19 protein-coding genes and 1 pseudogene are annotated in these 23746 nt (G+C 70.1%); 11 read left to right on the top strand and 9 right to left on the bottom strand.

The features are described 5' to 3' along the window. The 4 genes and pseudogenes from ACFHVL_RS25845 to ACFHVL_RS25860 form a co-directional block, all read right to left on the bottom strand. Positions 1 to 651, bottom strand: a pseudogene (locus tag ACFHVL_RS25845) (hypothetical protein); the annotation flags it as partial. A gap of 605 nt (positions 652 to 1256) precedes the next feature. Next, complete coding sequence (locus ACFHVL_RS25850) at positions 1257 to 2471, bottom strand: HelD family protein (RefSeq protein WP_416631035.1); 1215 nt, start codon at positions 2469 to 2471, stop codon at positions 1257 to 1259. 165 nt (positions 2472 to 2636) lie between these two features. Beyond that, positions 2637 to 3350, bottom strand: coding sequence for a hypothetical protein (locus tag ACFHVL_RS25855; protein WP_416631036.1), 714 nt, complete (start codon positions 3348 to 3350; stop codon positions 2637 to 2639). A gap of 65 nt (positions 3351 to 3415) precedes the next feature. Further along, positions 3416 to 4714 (bottom strand): MFS transporter, encoded by a 1299-nt coding sequence (locus tag ACFHVL_RS25860; RefSeq protein ID WP_416631037.1) that lies wholly within the window; start codon positions 4712 to 4714, stop codon positions 3416 to 3418. Between the two features lie 272 nt (positions 4715 to 4986). On the opposite strand from ACFHVL_RS25860, the gene ACFHVL_RS25865 reads away from it, so the two are divergent. Beyond that, positions 4987 to 5115, top strand: coding sequence for a hypothetical protein (locus tag ACFHVL_RS25865; RefSeq protein ID WP_416631038.1), 129 nt, complete (start codon positions 4987 to 4989; stop codon positions 5113 to 5115). Positions 5116 to 5154: 39 nt separating this feature from the next. On the opposite strand, the gene ACFHVL_RS25870 is transcribed toward ACFHVL_RS25865, so the two are convergent. Continuing rightward, complete coding sequence (locus ACFHVL_RS25870; protein ID WP_416631039.1) at positions 5155 to 5592, bottom strand: MerR family transcriptional regulator; 438 nt, start codon at positions 5590 to 5592, stop codon at positions 5155 to 5157. A 374-nt stretch (positions 5593 to 5966) separates the two neighbouring features. Between ACFHVL_RS25870 and ACFHVL_RS25875 the strand changes: the two genes are divergently transcribed. From ACFHVL_RS25875 to ACFHVL_RS25890, 4 genes are all read left to right on the top strand, one after another. After that, positions 5967 to 7466, top strand: a complete 1500-nt coding sequence (locus ACFHVL_RS25875; RefSeq protein WP_416631040.1) for a SulP family inorganic anion transporter — start codon at positions 5967 to 5969, stop codon at positions 7464 to 7466. A 142-nt stretch (positions 7467 to 7608) separates the two neighbouring features. Then, positions 7609 to 8733, top strand: coding sequence for a non-hydrolyzing UDP-N-acetylglucosamine 2-epimerase (gene wecB, locus ACFHVL_RS25880; RefSeq protein ID WP_416631041.1), 1125 nt, complete (start codon positions 7609 to 7611; stop codon positions 8731 to 8733). Further along, positions 8730 to 9926: a glycosyltransferase gene (locus tag ACFHVL_RS25885; RefSeq protein ID WP_416631042.1), complete on the top strand. Its 1197-nt coding sequence runs from the start codon at positions 8730 to 8732 to the stop codon at positions 9924 to 9926. Before wecB ends, ACFHVL_RS25885 begins: the two co-directional genes overlap by 4 nt. 76 nt (positions 9927 to 10002) lie before the next feature. Beyond that, positions 10003 to 10509, top strand: a complete 507-nt coding sequence (locus ACFHVL_RS25890; RefSeq protein ID WP_416631043.1) for an acyltransferase — start codon at positions 10003 to 10005, stop codon at positions 10507 to 10509. Positions 10510 to 10525: 16 nt separating this feature from the next. On the opposite strand, the gene ACFHVL_RS25895 is transcribed toward ACFHVL_RS25890, so the two are convergent. After that, on the bottom strand, positions 10526 to 12553 hold the full coding sequence (locus tag ACFHVL_RS25895) for a hypothetical protein (protein WP_416631044.1): 2028 nt from the start codon (positions 12551 to 12553) through the stop codon (positions 10526 to 10528). Positions 12554 to 12783: 230 nt separating this feature from the next. Between ACFHVL_RS25895 and ACFHVL_RS25900 the strand changes: the two genes are divergently transcribed. The 4 genes from ACFHVL_RS25900 to ACFHVL_RS25915 are packed head-to-tail and all read left to right on the top strand — an operon-like array spanning position 12784 to position 17726. Next, positions 12784 to 13740, top strand: coding sequence for an NAD-dependent epimerase/dehydratase family protein (locus ACFHVL_RS25900; RefSeq protein ID WP_416631045.1), 957 nt, complete (start codon positions 12784 to 12786; stop codon positions 13738 to 13740). Continuing rightward, positions 13737 to 15203 (top strand): lipopolysaccharide biosynthesis protein, encoded by a 1467-nt coding sequence (locus ACFHVL_RS25905; protein ID WP_416631046.1) that lies wholly within the window; start codon positions 13737 to 13739, stop codon positions 15201 to 15203. The genes ACFHVL_RS25900 and ACFHVL_RS25905 overlap by 4 nt, the downstream gene beginning before the upstream one ends. Next, complete coding sequence (locus tag ACFHVL_RS25910; RefSeq protein WP_416631047.1) at positions 15184 to 16425, top strand: glycosyltransferase; 1242 nt, start codon at positions 15184 to 15186, stop codon at positions 16423 to 16425. Before ACFHVL_RS25905 ends, ACFHVL_RS25910 begins: the two co-directional genes overlap by 20 nt. A 5-nt stretch (positions 16426 to 16430) precedes the next feature. Further along, positions 16431 to 17726, top strand: coding sequence for a glycosyltransferase (locus tag ACFHVL_RS25915; protein WP_416631048.1), 1296 nt, complete (start codon positions 16431 to 16433; stop codon positions 17724 to 17726). Here the strand turns inward: ACFHVL_RS25915 and ACFHVL_RS25920 are convergent. The 3 genes from ACFHVL_RS25920 to ACFHVL_RS25930 all read right to left on the bottom strand — a co-directional run bounded on the left by ACFHVL_RS25920 (position 17645) and on the right by ACFHVL_RS25930 (position 21208). Further along, positions 17645 to 19039 carry an O-antigen ligase family protein gene (locus ACFHVL_RS25920; RefSeq protein WP_416631049.1) on the bottom strand — a complete coding sequence of 465 codons (1395 nt, stop codon included), beginning with the start codon at positions 19037 to 19039 and terminating at the stop codon, positions 17645 to 17647. The genes ACFHVL_RS25915 and ACFHVL_RS25920 overlap by 82 nt on opposite strands. 136 nt (positions 19040 to 19175) lie before the next feature. Continuing rightward, the gene (locus ACFHVL_RS25925; protein WP_416631050.1) at positions 19176 to 20171 is read right to left on the bottom strand and encodes a dTDP-4-dehydrorhamnose reductase family protein; all 996 of its coding nucleotides are present in this window, start codon (positions 20169 to 20171) and stop codon (positions 19176 to 19178) included. After that, a complete protein-coding gene (locus ACFHVL_RS25930; protein WP_416631051.1) occupies positions 20168 to 21208 on the bottom strand; it encodes a polysaccharide biosynthesis protein in 1041 nt (346 codons plus the stop codon). Before ACFHVL_RS25930 ends, ACFHVL_RS25925 begins: the two co-directional genes overlap by 4 nt. A 275-nt stretch (positions 21209 to 21483) precedes the next feature. Here ACFHVL_RS25930 and ACFHVL_RS25935 point away from each other — a divergent pair, with 275 nt between their 5' ends. Further along, complete coding sequence (locus ACFHVL_RS25935; RefSeq protein WP_416631052.1) at positions 21484 to 22425, top strand: NAD-dependent epimerase/dehydratase family protein; 942 nt, start codon at positions 21484 to 21486, stop codon at positions 22423 to 22425. A gap of 5 nt (positions 22426 to 22430) precedes the next feature. Next, positions 22431 to 23666 (top strand): glycosyltransferase family 4 protein, encoded by a 1236-nt coding sequence (locus ACFHVL_RS25940; RefSeq protein WP_416631053.1) that lies wholly within the window; start codon positions 22431 to 22433, stop codon positions 23664 to 23666. Positions 23667 to 23746: the final 80 nt, after the last annotated feature.

Here is a 23746-nt window from a genome sequence, read left to right on the forward strand (position 1 = left end):
CCCGTCGAGGGAGTGTTCGATGGTGTCGACGCCGGAGTGGTCGTCGGTGGCGGTGAGGGTGACGGTGGCCGTCCCGACGTAGGCCCCGTCCTCGTCGAGGGGGCCGGACAGCGACGCGGTCGCCGTCGGCGCGGTGGTGTCGCCGCCACCTTCGTCGCTGACGACGAGGACGCCGTTCATCGTGCCGTGTCCGGGGATGGCGCAGAAGTAGCGGTAGGTGCCGGGGGTCAGCACCACCTCCCTCGACCAGCGTCCACCGTTGGCGTCGAACGGATCGGCCAGGATGTTGACGTCGATGTCCCGGTTGTACGTGGGGTCGCCGGTCTCGAAGGTCAGGGTGTGCTGCATCCCGGTGGTGTTGCCGGTCGCGGCGCTGTTCTCGAACACCAGGGTGGTCGGCCCGGCGACGGCGGTCGCCGGTGCCGAGGTGTAGGACGAGACGTCGTTGCCCGCCGTCCAGGTGAGTACCTGGTTGTCGCGCTGCGCGGGCGGGGACCCGTCGGTGGGGCGGGCACTGACCGGTACGGCGCCCAGAGTGGAGCTGAACAAGATGGCGGCCGTGGCGGCCAGGGCGGTGGCGGCTCGGCTTCGGCGGGTCCGTGGTCTGGTGCGGCGAGCGGGTTCGCCGCGACCGGTACTTGTGACTGGCATGTCCGGCAGACCTTTCACGGTGTCCTGATTGGACATACGGGGATCCGGGGATCCTGGAGGGATGCGAGATTGGTGGGGGCGCGCCAGTCGGCGCGTTGCTGGTCCCGGGGGGTGCCACGGCCCCGGTGAGGTGCCGCCGTCGGGCGGGGGCCGTCCCCGTCCGACGGCGCCCGATCGCGGTGACCACGCCGTTGGTTACCTCGCCGAAACGCCTCAGTGAGGTCAGAGGTTAACCGACTTAGGATCGAGGTGTCTACATCTTTCGGTGGATCGTCCTGAACTTTAATCGATGCAAACAGAAAGTAAACCTGTCAGTTCGTTCCGCCGGGAGCTGCGTGCTGCCACCACATCAAACGGCGCTCGTCGAGTCTCTGCTCGTCCAACCTGGTCAGGCCCGTCGCTTGTGGTAGCGGTGACCCTGTGGATCGACCGGGCCAGACCATCGTCCGGTCGATCGTGGCGGCGATCGGCAGTCCGTAGACCGGCCGAGAGGTTGTCCATGGTCGGCACCCTGGCCGCGGTGCCGAGGTCGCGGACCAGATCCGGAATCCCCTTGCGACGCCCCGCCCGGATGGGGTCGGAGCGGATCAGGACCGCCGGTCAACCTACGGCTCGGCGTCCAGCGGCTGCGGCAGCGGCCCGCTGTGGATGACATGCAGACTGGTAACCGCGCGGGTGAGGACGACGTAGAGCCGGTGCAGGCCGCGCGCTTCGGCATCGACGATCTCGGCGGGCTCGGTCACGATCACCGCGTCGAACTCGAGGCCCTTGGCGAGGCTGGCCGGTACGCAGACCAGCCGGGCACCTTCGGGCGCGTCGTCGTCGCCCAGCAGGCCGGCGCTGAGCCCGGCACGGCAGAGCTGGCCATGGATGGTGGTGATGGCGGCGTCGGCCGCGATCACGCCGACCGAGCCGGGTTGGTCGAGCCGCTCCTGGCAGGCGACGACCACCTCGTCAGGTAGGTGTTGTGCCGTCGTCCGGGTGATCCGCAGCGATCCGGCGCTGTGCCGCACCGAGGTGGGTGCGGCCAGGCCGGGAGCGATGCGCGGCAGCAGTCGGGCGGCGTAGTCGAGGATCTCGGCGGGGACCCTGAAACCGCGGTCGAGCACGGCGATCCTCGTTTCAGGCTTGTCGAGGTGCGCCAGCAGGGTGGCCCAGTCGTCGACCGCCCAGGGACTGGTGCTCTGGGCGATGTCGCCGAGAATGGTCAGTGAGCCGTTGGCGCAGCGGCGGCCGAGTGCCCGGCACTGCATGGGGCTGAGATCCTGCGCCTCGTCGACGGTGAGGTGGCTGATCGATCCGGTGCGCTCGATGAGGTCGGCGAGCTCGTCGAGCAGGACGGCGTCGTGGACGCTCCAGCGGACGGACCTGACCGAGCGTGGCGGCTTGCGCCACGACAGGACCGCCTGCTCCTCGGCGGAGAGGACGCCGTCTGCGGCGGAGTGGCGAAACACCGGATCGGACAGCAGCCGGAACAACACCTGATCGGCGGTGAGCTTCGGCCACAGGCCGTTAACGTACCGTTTGACCTGGGTGGAGGCGGCGACGGAACGTTGGTCCCGGTCGTCGGGGGTCGCGCCGCGACTTTCCAGCTGCACGAGGACCAGATGGGCGATCCGCTGGGGTAGGGCGTGGCGCCCGGCGTCGTAGCGAGGGCCGGTGCGTAGGTCGGCGATGATGTCGGCGATGCGCGACGCGGCGACCCGGTAGCGGGAGCCACCTCTGACGTAGACCAGGTCCTCGGTCGGCGAGCCGACCTGGGACCACAGCGCCCGGCGCAGCACGGCCGCCATCCGGGCGTCGCCCTTGACCGTGGCCACGTCGGGATCGTCGTGGGCGGCGTCCGCCCGGCCGAGGAGCTCCTCGATCGTGGTCTGCCGTACCGAGATCTCGCCGAGGGACGGCAGGACGTGGCGAATGTACGACAGGAACGAGCGGTTGGGTCCGACGACGGTGACACCATTGGTGAGCCGGTTGGGCGAGGTCTAGAGCAGGTAGGCGAGGCGGTGCAGGCCGACGGCCGTCTTGCCGGTGCCGGGTGCGCCCTGGACGCAGATGGTGGGATGCAGTGGGGCGCGGACGAGTTCGTCCTGTTCGGGCTGGATGGTGGCGACGATGTCGCGCATCGGCCCCGACCGGGGCCGCTCGATCTCCGTGGTGAGCAGGGTCGTGCCGAACGCCGTCGCGTCCGGGGCGGTCGGCTCGGTGAGGGGCTCGTCCTCGTACGCGGTCAGCTCGGCGGCGTCGGAGAAGCCGTACCGGCGGCGCACGCGTACCCGTTGCGGGTCTTTGCTGGTCGCGCGGTAGAACGGGGTGGCGATCCGGGCCCGCCAGTCGATGACCAGTGGATGGCCGGTCTGGTCGCGTACGTTGCGCCGGCCGATGTGGATCCGGTCGCTGTCGGCGTCGGCGTCGGCGTCGGCGTCGGCGTAGACGGTGCCGGGCTCGTAGTCGAGGCGACCGAAGAACAGCGGTACGTCGGGCAGTTCGGCGAGATCGGCCGCGCGCCGGGCGCGGGCTAGCTCGTAGACGGTGTTGTTCCAGATCTCGTCGGAGTCCTCGGAGGCGACCTGCGGTGTCGACGTGCTGGTGACCTCATGTCGCATCGCCGCCAACGCTGCCCGGGCGGTGGCGAGGTACGCCTGTTCAGCCTGAATCTCCGTATCGCCGTCGCCGGGGAGGTCGTGGTCGGCCGTCACGCTGATCAGCTCACCTTCCGGGGCTTCGGGCGCGCCGGCGGTGCCGGCAGGGCAACCCGAAGACTCTACCCTGACGGGAGAGGAGCACCGCTCACCTCGTGTCCGTCCGGCGGTGTGGGCAGCGCGGTGAGCAGCGCGGCGGTTCCGACCACCGCCGGTAACGCGGCGCAGCCGAGCAACGCGGCCTGGTAGCGGCCGGTGGCGTCGTGGACCAGGGCGAACAGCAGCGGACCGAAGGCGGTCGACCCGACGTTGATCGCGGTGAGCGCGCCCCGGATCGCGCCGAGGTGCGTGGTGCCGAACAGTCGGGGCGTCAGGGCCGTCTCGACGGTGCGGATCGCGGCGGAGGCCGCGCCGATGGCGACGCCGAAGCCGATGGCGGACCAGCCCGGGGTGATGACAGTGGCCCAGACCAGCGCGGTGCCGAGGCCGGCCATCGCCACCGCCAGCAGGGCGCGCGGGTGCCGGCGGTCGACGATCGGGCCGACGACGAGCGTGGCGACCAGGCCGGCGACAGTCTGCGGTAGGAAGTTCGCCGCGGCCGCGGTGGTGCTCAGCCCGCGTTCGGCGAGCAGGCTGATCTGGTGGAAGCCCACCGCGGTGGTGAGCATGCCGGCCGTGGCGACCGCGGCGGCCAGCACCCAGAAGTACGGCGTACGTAGGGCGACGGCCCGGGTGACGCCGACCGGACCGCTGTCCGCGCCGGTCCCAACGTCGGACCGGCCGTCGACGTGCTGCCCGATGTCGGCCGGCCGGTCGCGGATGCCGAGCAGGGCGATCGGGATCACGATGGCCCATACCGCCAGCCCTTCGATCAGCCAGGCGGTGCGCCAGCCCTGCAGCGCGATGAGCCGTTCGAGCAGGACGGGGGCCAGCGAGATGCCGGCGGCGCCGCCCGCGGAGACGACCGCGAGGGCGGTGCCCCTCCGCTGCAGGAACCAGTGCGCGGTGACAGTGGTGGCGGCCAGCCCGAGGGCGCCCTGGCCGGCGAGCCGGATGCCGACGAAGCCGGCGGTGAGACCGACGATCTCGGTCACCAGCGAGAGCGCGATCAGTACGGTGCCGAATACCGCGCCGATGATCGCCATGCAGCGGCGTACGCCGTACCGGTCGATGCCGATGCCGATGGCGGGAAGTGTGGCGGCGCCGGTCAGGGTGCCGATCAGGTACGCGGTGGAGACCGCCGCCCGGGTCATTCCCAGTTCGGTGATCATCGGGTCGATGAACGCCGACACGGCGAGGGTCTGGCCGGGAGCCGTCATCGCGAGCGCGACGCTGGCGTACGCGGCGATGCGCCAGCCGTGGAAACGCACCGGTGGTGTGGGGGAGGATGCCGGTGGCGCGGTAGCGCGGTTGCTGGTCACCGCCTCGAAGCTAACGGGTGAGTAGTCTGGGGCATGGCACCCAGTGGTGCGGCTAACACCGTCGTCGGATCTTTGCTCCGGCGCGGCAACGGCGGGCCGGCAACTGGTGGTTCGACAGGTAACGGTACGGTCCTGCGGCGTCGACCGTACGAGTCGGCGTCCGTGCCAGAAGTTCTTTGAGGAGTGAAGTGCGACGTTACGTCGTGACACTGACGGACGGCACCAGCCGGACGATCAGCGCTGATCGGCATCGGTATGACGATGGTTCGATCGTGTTCGAGATCCAACGGTACGACGACAGCCTGCCCTCGCCGCGTCGCTGGCAGCAGGTCTGGGCGTTGCCGCAGGCGGAGCTCGCAGCGTTGGATCCGCCGGGTCTGGAGCCGGCGCCGGCAGCCTGACCGACTCCTACCTGAGCTGGCCGAGGGGCCCCGGCGGGGTCAGTCGGTGACTGTGGGTTGACGCGTCGGCGCGGAGCCCGCGGGATCCAGGTGCCGGGCGAGATCGGCGCTGAACTCCCTGATCGTGGCCAACTGCGCCTGCAGCGCCGCCTTCCGGGTGTCCGCCGCCGCGTGGTACTCCCGCAGCTTCACCAGCAGTGCCGTTCGTTCGGGATCGGTCGGCTGAGGGCCGGGATCGGCCAGCCGGTCGAGGATGCCGAGCAGCTCGCGGGTCTGTTCCAGGGTGAACTCCAGTGGCTTCATCCGCTTGACAACCCTTAGCCGGTCCACGTCGTCATCGGTGTACAGCCGAAAGCCGCCCTGGCTGCGCGCCGACGGCTCGACGATGCCGACCTCCTCGTAGTAGCGGATCGTCCGGAGGCTGAGCCCGGTCCGCTCGGCCACCTCGCCGATCTGCATCAGCTCACGGGGACTCATCGCCGCCGGCTCGCCTCCTTCGCCACCTTTGAAATGCGATCGGGTAAGGGTATCGCTGAGCGGATCCGGGCAACGTCGTCGTTGGCCCGGCAGGTCGGCGGCTCTGCTGCGGCGTCGGTGACGATCACCACTGCGGGTCTGTCGGCTGGCTACTCTTCCGCGAGGGTAGAGTCACCCCTGTCCGCCCGTGCGCACACCGCCGGGCGGTGGCGGAACCGTTTCTCGGGCGACGACGCCCGGAAACAATCAGGTCATCTTCCCGGGTCATCGTGGGCGTGTCGGAATCGCCGGCACGATCGCCGGGGCCGCCGCTGGCCTGCTCGTTACCGCAAGTTACCTGCGCGCCTGCGGCGTGCCTGATCGGAAAAGGCTGTATGTCTGCGTTCTCCCCTGCGGTGTTTCGGCCGCGTTTGTTCCGCCCGTCGTGGTCGTCGCCGAAGGTGTTCCGCACCGAGGCCCTTGCCGGTCTGGTCGTCGCCCTCGCGTTGATCCCGGAGGCGATCTCGTTCTCGATCCTGGCCGGGGTCGACCCCCGGGTGGGTCTGTTCGCCTCGTTCACCATGGCCGTCACCATCTCGATCTGTGGCGGTCGGCCGGCGATGATCTCGGCCGCGACCGGGGCGATCGCGCTGATCGTCGCCCCGCTCGCGCGTGACCACGGGCTCGACTACCTGATCGCGGCGGTGATCCTCGGCGGGGCGCTGCAGGTGCTGCTCGCGGTGCTCGGGGTGGCCAAACTGATGCGGTTCATTCCACGCAGCGTGATGGTCGGTTTCGTCAACGCGCTCGCCATTCTGATCTTTGCCGCCCAGGTGCCCTACCTGATCGGGGTGCCGTGGCTGGTCTACCCGATGGTCGCCGTCGCGTTGGTGATCATGGTCGTGCTGCCCCGGCTGACCAGGGCGGTGCCCGCCCCGCTGGTGGCGATCGTGGCGCTGACCGTGGTGACCGTCGTCGCGGGCTTCGCGGTGCCGACCGTCGGTGACCAGGGCGCGCTGCCGGACAGCCTGCCGGTCCTCGGCCTGCCGCAGATCCCGTACACCGTGGCCACTCTGCAGGTGATCGCCCCGTACGCCCTGGGAATCGCCCTGGTCGGGCTGATGGAGTCGCTGATGACGGCGAAGCTGGTCGACGACATCACCGACACCGGTTCCAACAAGACCCGCGAATCGTGGGGACAGGGGGTGGCGAACATCGTCACCGGCTTCTTCGGCGGCATGGGTGGCTGCGCGATGATCGGCCAGACGATGATCAACGTCAAGGCGGCCGGTGCCCGGACCCGGCTGTCGACGTTCCTGTCCGGCGTGTTCCTGCTGATCCTGGTGGTCTCGCTCGGTGACGTCGTCGCCCGGATCCCGATGGCCGCCCTGGTCGCCGTGATGATCATCGTCGCGGTCTCGACCTTCGACTGGCACAGCGTCGCCCCCGCGACGTTGCGGCGGATGCCGTGGGGCGAACTCGCGGTGATGACCTTCACCGTCGCCGCGGTGCTGATCACGCACAACCTGGCGATCGGCGTCATCTTCGGGGTGCTGACCGCGATGGTGATCTTCGCCCGCCGGGTGGCGCACATGGTCGAGGTGACCAGTGTGCTCGACCCGGACGAGACCACCAGGATCTACTCGGTGCACGGCGAGCTCTTCTTCGCCTCCAGCAACGACCTCGTCCACCAGTTCGACTACGCCGGCGACCCGGACCGGGTGATCATCGACATGACCCACGCCCACGTCTGGGACGCCTCGTCCGTCGCCGCCCTCGATGCGATCAGCACCAAGTACGCCAGCCGGGGCAAAGACGTCGAGATCATCGAACTCAACCAGTCCAGCGCTCGGATCCACGGGACCCTCGCCGGTCAGCTCGGGGTCGGCCACTGAGCCGCCGCGTGGTGAGTCACGGTTCTGTCGGTCCCGCAACTTCGCGCAGGTGTTTTCGTTGAGATCTGCGTGAAGTGGCCCTGTTTCCGCCGTTGGTGACGCCAACCGCGCGGGTGCGGGCAGGCGGACAGGAGCCTCAGGCATGACCCGTGTGATGACGGTCGTCGGCACCCGGCCGGAGATCATCCGGCTTTCCCGGGTGATGGACCGGCTGGACCGCACAGTCGACCACGTGCTCGTGCACACCGGGCAGAACTGGGACACGTACCTCTCCGAGGTCTTCTTCAAAGAGCTGCGGTTGCGCCCACCGGATCGTTCCCTCGGCGTCGACACCACCTCGTTGGGCCGGGTGCTCGGCGGGGTGCTGGTCGGCGTCGAGGAGGCGATCACCGAGTACCGGCCCGACGCCCTGCTGGTGCTCGGGGACACCAACAGCTGTATCGCCGCGCTGATGGCCCGCCGGATGCGGGTGCCGGTCTACCACATGGAGGCGGGCAACCGGTGCTTCGACCTCAACGTGCCGGAGGAGACGAACCGGCGACTGATCGACCATGTCTCCGACTTCAACCTGGCCTACACCGAACACGCCCGGCGCAACCTGCTCGCCGAGGGCCTGCATCCGCGCCGGATCCTGCATACCGGCTCCCCGATGCGCGAGGTGCTGGAGCACTACCGGGCGGACATCGCCGGCTCCACCGTGCTCGACCAGCTCGGGCTGACCCCCGGCGGGTACTTCGTCGTCAGCGCCCACCGCGAGGAGAACGTGGACCGGCCGGACCGGCTGCACCGGCTGCTCGACTGTCTGCGGGCGGTCCGCGACCAGTGGCGGCTGCCGGTGCTGGTCTCCACCCATCCGCGTACCCGTAACCGGCTGGAGGCGCTGGCCACCGATCCGGCCAGCCTCGACGGCATCACCTTCCATGAGCCGTTCGGGCTGTTCGACTACGTGAGCCTGCAGCGCGCCGCCCGGTGCACGCTGTCCGACAGCGGGACGATCAGCGAGGAGGCCGCGATCCTCGGCTTCCCGGCGGTGACCCTGCGGGAGGCGATCGAGCGGCCCGAGGCGCTGGACGCCGGGGGCATCATCATGACCGGGCTGGACCCGACCGGGGTGATCGAGGCGGTCCGGGTCACTGTCGAGCAGGTGGCCGCCGGTGGGGTGCCGTGTCCGGCGGACTACCAGGTGCCGGACACCTCGCGGCGGGTGGTCGACTTCGTCCTGTCCACCGTCCGCCGACACCACGACTGGGCCGGGCTGCGCCGGTGACGGCGCCGGCAGCGCGGGACGAGGCGGTGCGGTTCGACACCGTCGTCACCACGTACCGGATCCTCGCGACGGCCGGGGTGTTCGAGCCGGGCTTTCGTGGCGGCGGCCCGATCCGCTCGTTGAGCTTCATCCTGAGGACCCTGCCCGATGATCTCGACGTCACTCTGGTCACCCGGGACCGGGATCTGCACTCGTCGGTGCCGTACCCCGGACTGTCCGGTCGGCTGGCGCGGCGCGACGCCCGCTGCGCCGTCTTCTACCTGAACCCAATCGACCCTCGGCACTGGATCCGACTGGCCCGGCACGTCCGGGCACGCCCGGTCGACCTGCTGTACGTCAACAGCCTCTGGTCGCCGTTCTCCGTGGTGGCGATAGTCGCGGTGGCTCTTCGCCTGCTGCGGGTACGGGCGGTCCTGCTCGCCCCGCGCGGCGAGTTGTCACCCGGTGCCCTGGCCATCAAGCGGGGCAAGAAGCGGCTCTTCCTGGCGATGTGGGCGCATGTGCTGCGCCGACTCGATGTGCGCTGGCACGCGTGCAGTTGGCTGGAGGAGAACCAGGTCCGGTCGAACATGCCGTGGGCGCGGGTGATGGTCAACGGCAACGAGTGCCCGATCCCGGACCGGCCCGCTCCGCTGGTCGTGCCGCACGACGGACCGCTGCGGCTGGTCTTCGTCGGGCGCATCTCGCCGATGAAGAACCTGGTGGTGGCGCTGGGTGCGGTGGCCGGCGCGACCCGGCCGGTCCAGTTCGACATCTTCGGCCCATTGGAGGACGAACAGTACTGGGCGCGGTGTCGTCAGCTCATCGCCACGATGCCCGGCCACGTCCGGGTCCGCTACCTGGGCGAACTTGCGGCGGAGCAGGTGCTGCCGGCCTTCAGCGGGTACGACGCCTTCCTCTTCCCGACGCTGGGGGAGAACTACGGCCACGTGATCCTGGAGAGTCTCGCGTCCGGCTGCCCGATCGTCTGCTCCGGCCAGACGCCGTTCAGTGACCTGATCCGCGACGCGGGCGGTGTGGTGGTCGAGCCGGCGACGGTGACCGCGCTGGCCGGCGTGGTGGACCAGCTGGCCGACCGTACGCCGGCGCAACGCATCGAGGCGAAGGAACTCGCCGGGCGGCGGTACCGGCAATGGCGCCAGCAGACGCGGGAACTCAACGTGCTCGACCACGCCCGTCACTTCTGTGGCTGAGGGTGTCGGGCGGACTCCTCGTCACCTTCGTCGCCGCCGGATCGTTGGCTGAGGTGTGCGAGCGATCGTTCGACGAGTGCTGGACCATCTGGCCGCCACCCGCGATCCCGAGGCGTTCGTCAGGTCCCTCGGGGTGAATCTGACCGGGCGGGTCAGGTTCTACGGGGTGAGCCGGGCGATGTTCGGATCGGAGCCGTGGCTGATCACCATCGGCGACAACGTGTACGTCACCTCCGAGGTGCAGTTCGTGACGCACGACGGTGGCACCCTGATCCTGCGCAAGGACTATCCCGACCTGGACTGGACGGCACCGATCACCATCGGAGACGACGTCTACATCGGGATGCGGTCGATGATTCTCGCCGGGGTCAGCATCGGCAACCGGTGTGTCATCGGGGCCGGCTCGGTCGTCACCCGTGACATCCCGGACAACACGGTGGCGGCGGGGGTGCCGGCGCGACCGCTGCGCACCACGGACGAGTACCTCGAGCGGCTGCGGGCGAAGTCGCTGGGCATCGGGCATCTTCCGGTCCCGGCCAAGCATGAGGCGATGAAGCGGATCTACGGGGTGACCACCGGCTGAGGCCGGCCTGCCGCCGTCAGGCCCGCCGGTAGGCGACCCGTGGCGGCGGGAACTGGTGTACCCCGCCGACTGTGATCGGGCCGAGAACGCCGGCCGTGTCAGGCACCTCGTAACCGAAGCGGTTACCGGACATCGCCTCGGGGGAGGTGCCGAGGTTCAGCGCCGTGGCACCGCCGACGCCACTGGTCCGCAGCGTCGGTGCGGTGGTGGCGGTGGTCTGCCAGACGAGCCCGTACCAGTGCCAGCCGGCGGGCAGCTCCGCAGGTGTGCCCAGCACCGATTCCCTGACTCCGACCGCGGTGACGGCGAGCACGCCGAACTCGGCGATCGGGCCGCCGGTGGCCGGTCGGCCGGAAGTGGGGTCGTGGGCGTACACGCCGTGTCGGACCACCCCGGTGCCGGCCGCCGTCACCTCGAGGCATACCCGGTCGACCGGGGTGGCCTCGGCCAGATACACCGGAAACAGCAGGAGCCGTTGGAACGCGCCGGTGTACGTGGTGGTCTGGGTCGGCCCGGCCAGCGGCAGGAAGTAGCTGCCGACCCCGTACGTCGCCCCGGGCAGCGGTTGCGGACTGGCCTGGTCGGGCTCGGCACGCCACATTCCGTAGCCGGGGGAGACCAGCGCGCCGTACGCGATGCCGTCGTTGGCGACCTGCTGCGGCACCGCGATGTTGGTCGGTCCGGCCGGCACCAGCGTCCGGTGCGCCAGCTGTGGTGCCGCCATCTGGGCCTGGGTGGCGGTGCCGATCCGTTCGATGATCACGAAGTCGTCGCTGCCGGTCGACACGACGATCTCGGTGGCCGCGGAAGGCGGCGCGAGGTAGCGCCGGTACCCGGTCCCGGTCACCGACTGTCCGGGTGACAGGGTGCGCCCCCAGACCAGTTGCGGGTAGTTCTTCTTCAGGCTGGAGCTGATGAACCAGCCCTTCGTCGTGGTGTTCCGGGCCCGGATCGAGGGCGTTCCGTCGTCGGTCGGCAGCAGTCCGACGGCGATGCCCCACTGCTGCACGCCGGTGCTGCTGACCGCCCACTGGGTCATGCTGGTCGCTGGCGTCAGCGGGTCGAGCAGCGTCGCCGGGGTGAAGTCGGTGAGCGCGGTGAGCGTGTCGATGTTCGCCCACGTCGACCAGTTCAGGGCGCCGGCGGTGCCGACGTTCGGCATGAACTGTCGGCGGCTGCCGCCGGTCGGCGCGGTCAGCGCCGCGCACTGGGTGACCCCGGCGTTGAGGTTGAACCGGTCCAGGGCGGTCACCGTCTGGGTGACCAGCAGCCCGCCGGTCGACCAGCGGTAGACGTTGTCGACCCGGCACAGTGGCGGGATCCGGGACATGATGGTGGCGATCGGCGTGCCGATGTTCGCCTGTGCGGTGTCGATCATTCCCCGGTACGAGGGGATGACGTACGACTCCCGGATCCGTAGTTCCCGGCCGACGTTGCGTCCGTCGGGGACAGGCCGGCCGTCGAGCTCGACGACCACCGTGTGCGAGTGGGTTGCCGGGCGGATCTGCACGTCCGGGGTCAGCCCGGTGATCGGTACGGTGCTGCGGTTGGTCGCTCCCGCGACATGGGTCAGCGCCGTCGCCGGTCTCACCCGCACCGCCTGGGTGATCCCGTCGACGATGGTGTACGGGCCGCCGAACAGCAGGCTGTTGGGGTTGACGATGGCCAGCAGGGTGAAGACGCGGATGCCGTCGGTCCACCGCGAGCCCACGTCGGCGGTGGTCTTGCCGTGACCGGCGACGGCGGTCTGGATGCCGACGTTGTACCCGTGGTTGCCGCCGACGTACGACCAGCCGGTGTTGATCGGGCAGTTGTCGTCGGAGGTGTCGTGGATCCTGGTGCCGACGGCGGACATGACCGGCCACACCTGGGTGTCGGTCGCGGTCGACGGCACCAGGGCGACCTGGGGCAGGCCGGAGTGCCACATGCCGACCATGGCCTCGACGTACGCCAGGTTGGCCGGCATCACCAGGTCCTGGGTGCCGTCGAAGCGGGATCTGATGGACATCAGGGCGTTGGACCGGTAGACGATCAGGTCGGTCACCTGGACACCTCCGTAGCGGCTGCGCGACGATGCTGTCACTGTGCGCGTTTTCGCAGGTGGGAGGCGGTTTAGGTCGGCTCTGCGTCAGCGCGATGAGCCGTTCGGTGGGTGCGTGCGGACGGTGTGCCGATGGCGCTCCGCTATTTCGGACAAATTCCGCTAATCACCCGTTACGGAAGTGCTCGTTCGCTCGGTGTACAGGTCGTCGGGCCACAGACCGAGGGGTTTCCATGCGCATTCTGATCACCGGTGGGGCCGGCTTCATCGGATCGAACCTGGCTCGCGCCGCGCTGGCCGAGCCGGCCGTGAAGGAGGTCACCGTCCTCGACGACCTGTCGATCGGGCTGCGTGGCAACCTCACCGGGCTGGACGTCGACGTCGTCGAGGGGTCGATCCTGGATCCGGCGGCGTTGGACGCCGCCATGGCCGGCCGGGAGGCGGTGGTCCACCTGGCCGCGCTGCCCAGCGTGCCGCGGTCCCTGCGTGACCCGGTGGCCTCCCACCACGCGAACGCGACCGGCACCCTGATGGTCCTCGAGGCCGCGCGCCGGCACGACGTGGGTCACGTACTGGTCGCGTCGTCGTCGTCGGTGTACGGGATGAATCCGGTGCTGCCGAAGACCGAGCTGACCTGGACCCGCCCGATGAGTCCGTATGCGGCCAGCAAACTCGCCACGGAGGCGTACGCCCTGGCCCATCAGGCGTCGTACGGGTTGCCGACGCTGGCCCTGCGGTTCTTCAACGTGTTCGGCCCGGGACAGCGGCACGACCACGCCTACGCGGCCGTGATCCCCCGGTTCGCGTACGCGGCGCTGCGTGGCGAGCCGGTCGTGGTGCACGGCGACGGCACCCAGTCGCGCGACTTCACCTACGTCGGTACTGTCTGCGAGGTCGTCCTCGACGCGCTGCGCCGACGGGTGCACCACCGGCATCCGGTCAATCTCGCGTTCGGGGACCGGGCCAGCCTGCTCCAGGTCCTCGATGAACTCCAAGCGCTGCTCGGACGGCCGGTTGCCCGCGAGTACGCGCCACCGCGGGTCGGTGACGTCGCGCACTCCCTGGCCGACGACGCCACCCTGCGGCAACTGTTCCCGGACGTGGCCCCGGTCGCCCGCCCGGACGGGCTCCGGGCAACCGTCGAGTGGATGACCCGGCGCCTGGACGTCGATCCCGCCCCACCGCGGTGACCCGGGCGGCGACCCGGGACCGCACCGTCACGGTGGGGATCGCGGCCGCGATGGCGGCCAAGGGGATCGGCATGGCCGCTCCGCTGGTCATCACCCCGGCCTGCTTCCGGTATCTGGGCGAGCAGCGGTACGGCCTGTGGATGGCGGTCACCGCGCTCACCGGGATGGCCTGGTTCGCCGACCTGGGGCTCGGCAACGGACTGCTCACCCGCCTCAGCCACCTTGCCGACGATGTGCGGCAACAGGCCAGAGAGATCTCCAGCGCCTTCGCCACCGTCGGCGTCGTCGCGCTCGCTCTGCTCTGCGGGCTCGTCCTGATCACTCCGCTGGTCCCGTGGGACAGGCTGTTCAGCGTCGACGATCCGACGATCGCCGGGGAGGTGCCCACCCTGGTCCTGCTCTGCTTCGGGGCGTTCGCGGTCAACATTCCGCTGTCCCTGATCCAACGCGTGCAGTACGCCGGTGGCCAGGTCGTGCAGAGCAGCGTCTGGCAGTCGGCTGCGGCCTTGGTCTCCATGGCCGCGGTGCTGCTCGCCATCGCCGCGGGGTGGAGCCCGTTGGCGGTCATCGCCTGTGCGGTGCTGGTGGTACCACTGACCAATCTGCTCAACGCCGTGGTCTACTTCGGGCTGCAACAGCCGGCGAAACGGCCGGGCCCGACGCTCGTCCACCGGGCGACCGCCAGCGGGCTGCTCCGGCTGGGTCTGCGGTTCTTCGTTCTCACCACGATGTCGTCGATCGCGCTCAACGTCGACAGCCCACTGGTGGCCAACGTCCTGGGGCTCAGCGTCGCCGCTCACTACGCGGTCGTGGTGAAGCTCTTCGGAGTCCTCTCGGTCTTCGTCGGTCTCGTCGGGATGACGCTCTGGCCGGTCAACGGGGCGGCGCTGAGCCGAGGTGAGGTGGCCTGGGTGCGCCGGCACACCCGACGCATGGTGCTGCTCTACGGGTTGGTCGTCGGATCGACCGGAGCGCTGCTGGTCTGCTGGGGTCGTCAGCTGGTCGAGCTGTGGATCGGTGGGGTCGACACGGCGGCGGTCCCGGTCACCGTCCTGGCCGGGCTCGCCTGCTGGTCGTTGCTGGTGGCGGTCACGTCGCCGCTGTTCCTGGTGCAGAACAGCATCGGTCTGCTCCGACCGCAGTTCGTCGGCTGGGCGTCGTTCCTGGTGCTGGCGACCGGACTCAAGGTCTGGGGCCTGCACCGTGTCGGCCTGGTCGCCGTGCCGGTGGCGGCCTGTGTCGCCTACCTGGTCACGATGGTGCCGGCGGCCGCCGTCGGATACCGCGGCGCGCTGCGCGCCAGCCAACCGCGTTCCGATCGGGACGCAGCCGCTGCGGTGCCGCGCAGCGCCACCGCTCCGGCGGACGGTGACGTGCACGTTCCGGTTGGCCGTGTGGTGCCCCCGCCGGTGGATCGGGACATGCCGAGTGAAGGGAGACACCGTGTCCGGGTCGACAGTTGACGCGAGCGGTTGCGGCCCACCGGGCCCACCCGGCGGCCGGCTGCGGGTCCTGCGGGTGGTCGGTGAGCTGAACTTCGGCGGCACCGAGATGCGCACGGCCGAACTGCTGCCCCGGCTGGCCGCCGCCGGGGTGCAGGTGCACCTGGTGACGTTGAACGCCCGCGTCGGTCCGGGACCGCTGGCCCCGATGGTCCGCCGTCATGGCGGGTCGATCACCGCCGTACCGCTCGACCTGCGGTTTCCCAGCAGGTTCCGTCGTCTGCTGCACCAGTTGCGGCCGGACGTGGTGCACGTGGACTGCGGGAACTTCTCAGGGGTCGTGCTCAGCCTCGCCGTGCTCGCTGGTGTGCCGGGGCGGGTGGCCCACTTCCGGGGCGACGACAACCAGCCCCGGAGCCTGCGTCGGCGGGTCTCCCGCTGGCTGTTCGGCCGGCTGCTCAGGATGTCGGCCACGGACATTCTCGGCGTCTCACCCAGCTCGTTGACCTTCGGGCTCGGTCGGGACTGGGCCGACGATCCTCGCTGCCAAGTGGTCCTCAACGGACTCGACCTCGACCGGCTGTGCCAACCCAGCCTCGACGACCTGCGGGCCCTCGTCGGCGCCGGAGTCGACGGGCTGGTCTGTCTGAGCGTGGGCCGGGCCTCGCCGGAGAAACGGCGGTGGCTTCTGCCGCCGATCGTGGCGGCGCTGGACGCCCGGGGCGTGACCGTACACGCCGTACTCGTCGGCCCCGGTGACCCGGCGGACGACGCGCGGGTCCGTGCGGCGGCGGCCGCCGTCGGGGTCGCCGACCGGGTGCATCTGCTCGGCGCCCGCGACGACGTGGGCGGCCTGCTGCGACAGGCCGACGTCGTCGTTCACCCGTCCTGCCTGGAAGGGCTGCCCGGCGGTGTGTTGGAACCGGTCGCGCTGGGGATCGGCACCGTCGCCGCCGACCTGCCGGGCGTGCGGTTCATCGACGGACACCTGCCAGGGGTGACGATCGTCGACACCGACGCGGCGCCCCGGGTGTGGGCCGACGCGGTGCTCGCCGCCGCCGCGTACACCGCGACGACCGATCCCGCCATGGCGGTCGACCGCTTCAGCCGCAGTGTCTTCGCCATCGACACGGCGGCCGCCACGCATCTCGCGATCTACCGGCGTCACGCGTCGCCGCGTCGGCGGCCAGTTGTCGGCGTACCCAGCAGCAGAGGTCGGCTGCCGATCGACTCGGAACGGTGAGACAGATGGATGACCAGACGATGGTGGTCGGTCAGGACCCGGCAGCGGCCGGACGGCCGGATGGCCGTACCGACCGGTCCGGTCGGGCCGACTCGGCCCGACCGCTCCTGATCGGCGCGTACGCGTTTCCGCACGGCGACGCCACGTCGAACCGCCTGCTGCAGCTCGCCCGGTGTGCCGCCGGTGCGGGCACCCGGACACTCGTCGTCAACGACTGGCCCTGCGAGTTGGCCTACCCGCCCCCTTCGGGTGAGGTAGCCGGCGTCGACCTGGTCACGTTGCGGGTCCGGGGCGCGAACCGCCTCGCCCGGCTGTCGGCGCGGGTGGCCCGCCCGGTCCGGGTGCTACGGGCGCTGCACCGCTGTGACGTGGGCCGGGGCGACGTGTCGGTGGTGCTGCTGCCGATGGCGATGATGACCGTCGGCAACTGGGCGGTGTTGCGGCTCGCGCTGCGCTGCCCGGTGGTGGTGGACGCCAGCGAGCGGCACGACCGGCGACAGTTCCGGCGTGGCTGGTTGGCCCCCTACTACGTCCGGCACCGCTGGTCGACGTTCCTGGCGACGCGTCTGGTCGATCGGGCGACGGCGGTCTCCACGACACTCGCCGCCTACCTGCGGCGGCACGGACTGCAGGTGCTGGTGGTTCCGCCGCAGGTGGACTGCGACGAGTTCGCGCCGGCGCGCCCCCCGTCGCTGGGCGACGGACTACGGCTGCTGTACGCGGGGACCCCCGGACGTAAGGACATGCTCGACGTGATTCTGCGTGGGATCGGGCGGCTCTCGCCGTCTGACCAGCGGCGGGTCAGCCTCACCATCGCCGGCGTGTCCCGCGACGACGCCGCCGCGCGTTCCGATCTCGACGTCGCGGTGCTGGACGCGGTGTCGGCCGACGTCGCCTTCCTCGGCCGGGTCCCGCGCGACACCGTACTGACGTTGCTCGGCCGGTCGCACTTCTCGATGCTGGTCCGACCGACGGGCGGGTACGCGGCCAACGGATTCCCGTCCAAGGTGCCGGAGAGCCTGGCCGCTGGTTGCCCGGTGATGCTCAACCACACCAGCGACCTGCCCAGCTACGTGCACGACGGGATCGAGGGGTTGGTGCTCGGTGGCAACGGACCGGACGACGTCCGGCGGGCGATCGAGCGTGCGTTGCGGCTGCGCGACGAGGACTGGTCGGCGATGAGCCGTGCGGCCCGGTCGCGGGCCCGTGGCTCGTTCGATCACCGGGCCTGGCGCGACCGGGTGAGTGCCTTCGTGGCCCGCGATGGCGGGGCCGACCGCAGCCGGGCCAGGTCCCGCTGACCGGTGGCTTCGCGGCTGCGGGTGGCCCGGAGCTGGCGGACGTGGGCGGCGTGATCGGCCGGTAGGTGCAGCAGCACGGCGGCCACGGCCAGCCAGAACACGTACGGGTAGGTCTGCCCGGTGCCGAACATGGCCGACTCGGTGACCTGGATCAGCAGACCGGTGACGATGAGCCAGACCAGACCCGAGTTGGCTTGCCTCACCGGGGCCCGCAGCGCCGCGTTCGCGGCGGCCAACAGCAGCAACACCAACGGTACGGCGGCGGCGAGGCCCAACTCCAGCAGCAGTTGGAGGTAGCTGTTGTGCACCACGCCTACCCCGACGTCGAGAAGCTCGTCGTACTGGGCGATCTCGGACAGGTCGTCGCGGGACGCGTACCCGAAGCCCAGCGCCGGTCGGTTCTGCCACCACAGGTCGACGGTTGCCTGCCACATGTCGGTGCGACCGTTGGAGAGGTCGTTCTGGCCGGTGAACCGTCCGGCGAACTGTTGGATCCAGCTGGACCCGAGGACCGCCGGCAGCAGGTTGAACAGGTATGCCGCCAGCAGAGCACCGGCCGCTGCGGCCGCCAGCTGCAGCAGCGGGCCGAGGCCGTGGCGCAGCACGACCCAGAGGGCGCCGAGGAGCACGGCGACGAGCGCGGTGCGCGACTGGGACAGCACGAGCAGGCCGGCGGCCGGCAGAGTTCCGAGCAGATCCGCGCGCCGACCGGAGCGTCGGTACGCCGCCCACCCCAGAGGTATCGTCAGCGCACAGACCATACCGAGCATGTTGGGATTGCTGTACACGCCCTCGAAGCGGGTGCTGCCGGAGATTGTCGAACCGAGGGTGCCGTCACTGATCCCGTAGCCGAGGCTGACCACGGTGGACAGGCTGAGGACCACGTAGATGGTCCGGAGATCGGCCATCATCACATCGCGGTCGGGCCACCGCCGCCGTATCACCAGGTGCACCAGAGCGGCCAGCAGGAGCAGCGCGCACCCGCGTGGCAGTGTCTCCATCGGGACCACGGACCAGGTGGCGCTCAGCGTGGCGAGTCCGGCGATCGCCCAGAGGGCCGCGAGGAATACCCGCGTCCACGGGTCGGTCGACGTCTTCGTGCCGCTGGGCAGGCACAGCCCCCAGACGACCAGGGCACCGACCGCGACGAACCGCCAGTGAAAGCTCGCGTCGACCAACGGCGCGATGTTGGACGAGGCACAGACCAGCAGAGTCATCGTCAAGGCAAGCAGCCACCGCCAGCCGTCCACGCCTCGGGCGACGACGGGCAGCAGTGCCAGCACCGTCACGCCGGCGATCAACGGTTCGTTCACGGCGAGAACTGTGGTGGCCGCCACAAGCCCGGCCGCGCCGACGAGAAGGCCCACCGGGCCCATACGGTTCACCACGTGATGTCCTTTGGCTTCCGGCGGCAGGCTCGCCGCTGCCGGTTGTCAGGTTGGTCCGCCGTCAGACCGGGACGTTCTGGCGGTCCAGCTCGGTCTGTTCACTGGCCCAGCGGGTCCGCGCCGTGTACATCGCCCGGATCATCTCCGGCCACCTCGGCGGACGGTAGCCGGTGATCCGCGCGATCGTGTCGGCGCGCATCGACCGGTCGCAGACCAGTTCGCCGTCCGGGATCACCTCGCCCGGCCACCCGTACACCTCGGCGACGAGGCGGAGAAGGTCGTACTTGGAGATCGGCTCGGCGGCCACGTGGTGCAGCCCGGTCAGCTCGCGGTTGGGCAGGACCACCGTGCGGAGCAGCCTGGCGAACTCGACGGTCGGCACGCCGCTGTAGATCGCCCTGGTGAAGCCACGGACGTCGCCTCGCTGGGATAGGAACCAGCCGACCAGCGAGCGGTTCGTCGTCAGCTCGTGTCCGATGATCGAGGTACGCAGGGTGAGCGCGGTGCCGGCGGTGACCTCACCCAGCAGCTTGGACCGTCCGTACAGGTCGGTCGGGTCCGGCAGGTCGGTCTCGACGTAGCCGCCCCGACGGCCGGAGAAGACACAGTCGGTGCTGACGTGGATCAACCGGCTGTCGATCTGTGCGCAGGTCTCGGCCAGCACGTGCGGCAGCAGTGCGTTGAGCGTCACGGTGTGCACCGAGTCCTCGACGTCGGGGCGTTGTTTGATGACCCCCACGCAGTTGACCACCACGTCGGGTCGTAGTTCGTGGAGGATCTGCCGGACCTGCCCGAAGCGGGTCGCGTCGATGTCCGGTGTGATCCTGGCGAGCAGGGCTGCCGGATAGAGGTGGGCCCGGTCGCCGATGGCGCGGGCGACTCCGTGGACGTCGAGCAACGGGTCGCCGCCGAGTTCACGCAGGAGCGCGTGGCCGAGCATCCCGGTGGCGCCGAGCACGACGACCCGCTGGGCCGGTGGAGCCGACTCGCGGTGGACGTCGCTTCGCCGTCGCGGTACCCGGTCGCCGCGTTCGCCGTCGTCGGTCGCGGCGCTCATGCCATTACCGCCGCCGCCGCGTGGGCGTCGATCTGTGCGCGTACCTCGGGCAGGGTCAGCAGGAGCGACTCGATCTCGGCGACCGACAGCCGTCGGACGTTGTGCGAGTTGAAGTCGGCGATTGCGCCGCGGTCGACGTCGCCCTCGTCGAAGTAGAGGGCGTAGTTCAGATCGCGGCTGTCCACCGGCACCCGCAGGAAGTCGCCCAGGTCCTGGGCGTGGGCCAGTTCCTCCCGGCTGGCGAGCGTCTCGTACAGCTTCTCGCCGTGCCGGATGCCGAGGACGTTGAACTTGGCCGGCACCCCGAACAGGTTGCACAACGACGTGGCCAGGTCGCCGATCGTGCAGGCGTCCGCCTTGCGGATGAACACGTCACCCGGTTGCCCGTGGCGGAACGCGTGTTCCACCAGATCGACCGACTGGGCCAGTGACATGAGGAAGCGGGTCATCGTCGGATCGGTCACGGTCGGCAGGCCGCCCCGTCGGATCTGATCGATGAACAGTGGAATGACCGAACCGCGTGAGCACATAACGTTGCCGTAGCGCACGCAGCAGACCCGGGTCCGGGCGACGGGGTTGTTTCGGGAGTGCGCCTGGGCCACCTTCTCCATCAACGCCTTGGTCATCCCCATCGCGTTGACCGGGTAGACCGCCTTGTCGGTGCTCAACAGCACCAGTGTCTCGACGCCGACGCGTTCGCACGCGTCCACCACATTCGCGCTGCCGAGCACGTTTGTCCGGACCGCCTCGAGCGGGAAGAACTCGCAGGACGGTACCTGCTTGAGAGCTGCCGCGTGGAAGACGAACTCCATGCCGCGGGCCGCCTTGATCACGCTGTCGTAGTCCCGGACATCGCCGACGTAGTAGCGGACGCGGTCGTCACCGAGACGGTGCCGCATGGCGTCCTGCTTGGACTCGTCTCGGCTGAGTACGCGTACCTCCGTGGCGCCGGCGTCGAGCAGCCGGGAGACCATCGTCTGGCCGAAGGAACCGGTGCCGCCGGTGATCAGGAATCGTCTGTCCGCTAGCGAGGACATGTCACATCTGCCCCTGTCCTGTGTTCCCGTCGGGCTGCCCTCGGGGACCTGGGATCTCGTCGAAAGCGACCATACTCGGGCATAAGTGTCGAGGAGTGCTTTCTCGCGAAGTAAACTTGAGGTCGGTTCTTGTCCGACCAGATGTACACTTTACGCGATAAAGTTCGTATATTGAGGTTTACATAGTGGTATGCGTACTACATGGCAAATCTTGCTGATCGTGGCTGGCCGGTGGGCACCAAGGTTCCATGCGTGACGGATGACGCGAACCACCGATGAGCCGAGTCCTGCTGCTGGGAGCCAGCGGTTTCCTGGGTCGCCACATCCATGCGGTGCTGGCTCCGCACGTGCCGGTGCGCCCCTTGGCCCGCCGGGAGTGCGATCTCGTCGCGACCGGCCTGCCGGAGCTCACCGCGCTGGTCGCCGAGGAACAACCGGACGTGGTGGTGCTGGCTGCCGGCCGGATCGTCGGGTCCGGCCACGACTTCGTGCAGGCACATGTGGTCGCGACCGCGAAACTGATCGAAGCGATGGCGTCCGCCGTACCGGGGAGCCGACTGATCCGGATCGGTTCAGCGGCCGAGTACGGTGCCGTGCCGCAGGGAGCCGCCGTCAACGAGGAGTACGCCGGCGTGCCGGTCGGCGAGTACGGGATCAGCCATCTGACGGCCACCCGACTGGCGGACCTTGCCGGCGCGGCCGATCGGATCGACGCAATGGTGCTGCGGGTGTTCAACCCAGTGGGGCCCGGCATGCCACCGGGCAACGTGCTGTGTCGGGTTACGGCCCTGATCAGCGCGGCGGTCGCCACCGGCGCCCCCGACATCGAAGTCGGCCTGCACGACACGTACCGCGACTTCGTCGACGTACGCGACGTGGCGGCGGCGGTACTGGCCGCGGTCCGCTGCGGACCACGGCCTGAGCGGATCTTCAACGTGGGCAGTGGGCGGGCGGTGGCGACGCGCGACGTCGTCCGGCTGCTGGCCGAGATCGCCGGCTTCACCGGCGGGATCCGTGACGGTAGCTTCGCGCCGGACGCCGGCCGGTCGGCAGCCGTACCCTGGATGTGCGCCGACCTCGCTCGCAGCAGGCGGGTCCTCGGCTGGGAACCGGCGTACGACCTGGCCGCGTCGTTGACCGCGCTGTGGTGGACCGACGGCGAGTTCGCACCGGTACGAACGCTGATCGGTTCCCGCTCCGGCGCTCCGGCGAGGTGAGGAAGATGCGTATCGGCCTGCTCACCCAGTGGTTCGATCCGGAGCCGGGCCCTGCCGCTCTCCCCGGAATGCTGGCCCGGCAGTTGGCCCGTCGCGGGCACGACGTGCGGGTGCTCACCGGCCTGCCCAACTATCCGACCGGTCGGTTGGCGCCGGGCTACCAACTGGCCCGCCGCCGGGACGAGATCGAGTCAGGGGTACGGATCCGCCGAGTGGCCCTCTACCCGAGCCACGACCGCTCGGCGCTGCGGCGGCTGGCGAACTACGGGTCCTTCGCCGCCTCCGCGTTGATCTCCGGCACGGACGCGCTACGCGGACTCGACGCCCTCTGGGTCGGCAACTCGCCGATCACCGTCGCGCTGCCGATGTGGTTCACCCGGTACGTCCATCGGGTACCGGTGCTGCTGCATGTGCTCGACGTCTGGCCGGACAGTGCGGCGGCGGCCGGGTTTCTCGGCGCCGACCCGGTGTCTCGCCGCATCGAGCGGGGTATGGCCGGTTGGTGCGGCGCGATGTACCGCAGCGCGGCCCGGGTCGCCTACGTCTCGCCCAGCGCCGGTGACGTGCTCGCCAGCCGGGGCGTCCCGCCGGCGAAGCTCGTGCACGTCCCGGTCTGGGCGGACGAGACGATCAGGACAGCCTCCGGCGACCTGCGCGCGGAACTCGGCCTCCGTCCGGATCAGGTCGTCCTGGTGTATGCCGGTGCACTGGGCGAGGCACAGGCACTCGACTCGCTGGTCGAGGCGTGTGCCCGGGTCGCCGATCCACAGCTGGTGTGCCTGATCGCCGGCACCGGCACCACCGAGGAACGGTTGCGCCGGCGGGCAGCGCGCTCCGGTGCCCGCAACGTCCGCTTCCTCGGGCAGCTACCCCGGGACCGGATGCCCGCGTTGATGGCGACCGGGGACGCGCACTACGTGAGCCTGCGCCCGGGAGGCATGTCCGCGTACACGATGCCGAGCAAGGTGCAGTCCATCCTCGCCGCCGGGCGCGCCCTGCTGGTCGCGGTGGAGGGCGACGCCGCAGCGGTCGCCGTCGACAGCGGCGCGGGTTTCACCGCCCGGCCGGGCGACCCCGAGGCGATCGCCGACGCCATCAGGGACATCTGTGCCCTCGGCCGGGAGAAGCTCGACATGCTCGGCCAGACCGGCCGGGAGTACTACGACCGGGTCTTCTCCGTGACGGTCGGCGCCCAGCGCGTCGAGGAGGTGCTGGACGAGATCGTCGACGCCCGACGGTGACCGGATCGCTCGGAACTGGGCAGCATCCGCGCAGGAACAACCGGAGGGTCGCGTGCCGACCGGGCGGCCGGTCGCTGGGG

Source organism: Micromonospora sp. LOL_023 (assembly GCF_048060115.1).
Taxonomy (GTDB): Bacteria; Actinomycetota; Actinomycetes; order Mycobacteriales; family Micromonosporaceae; genus Micromonospora_E.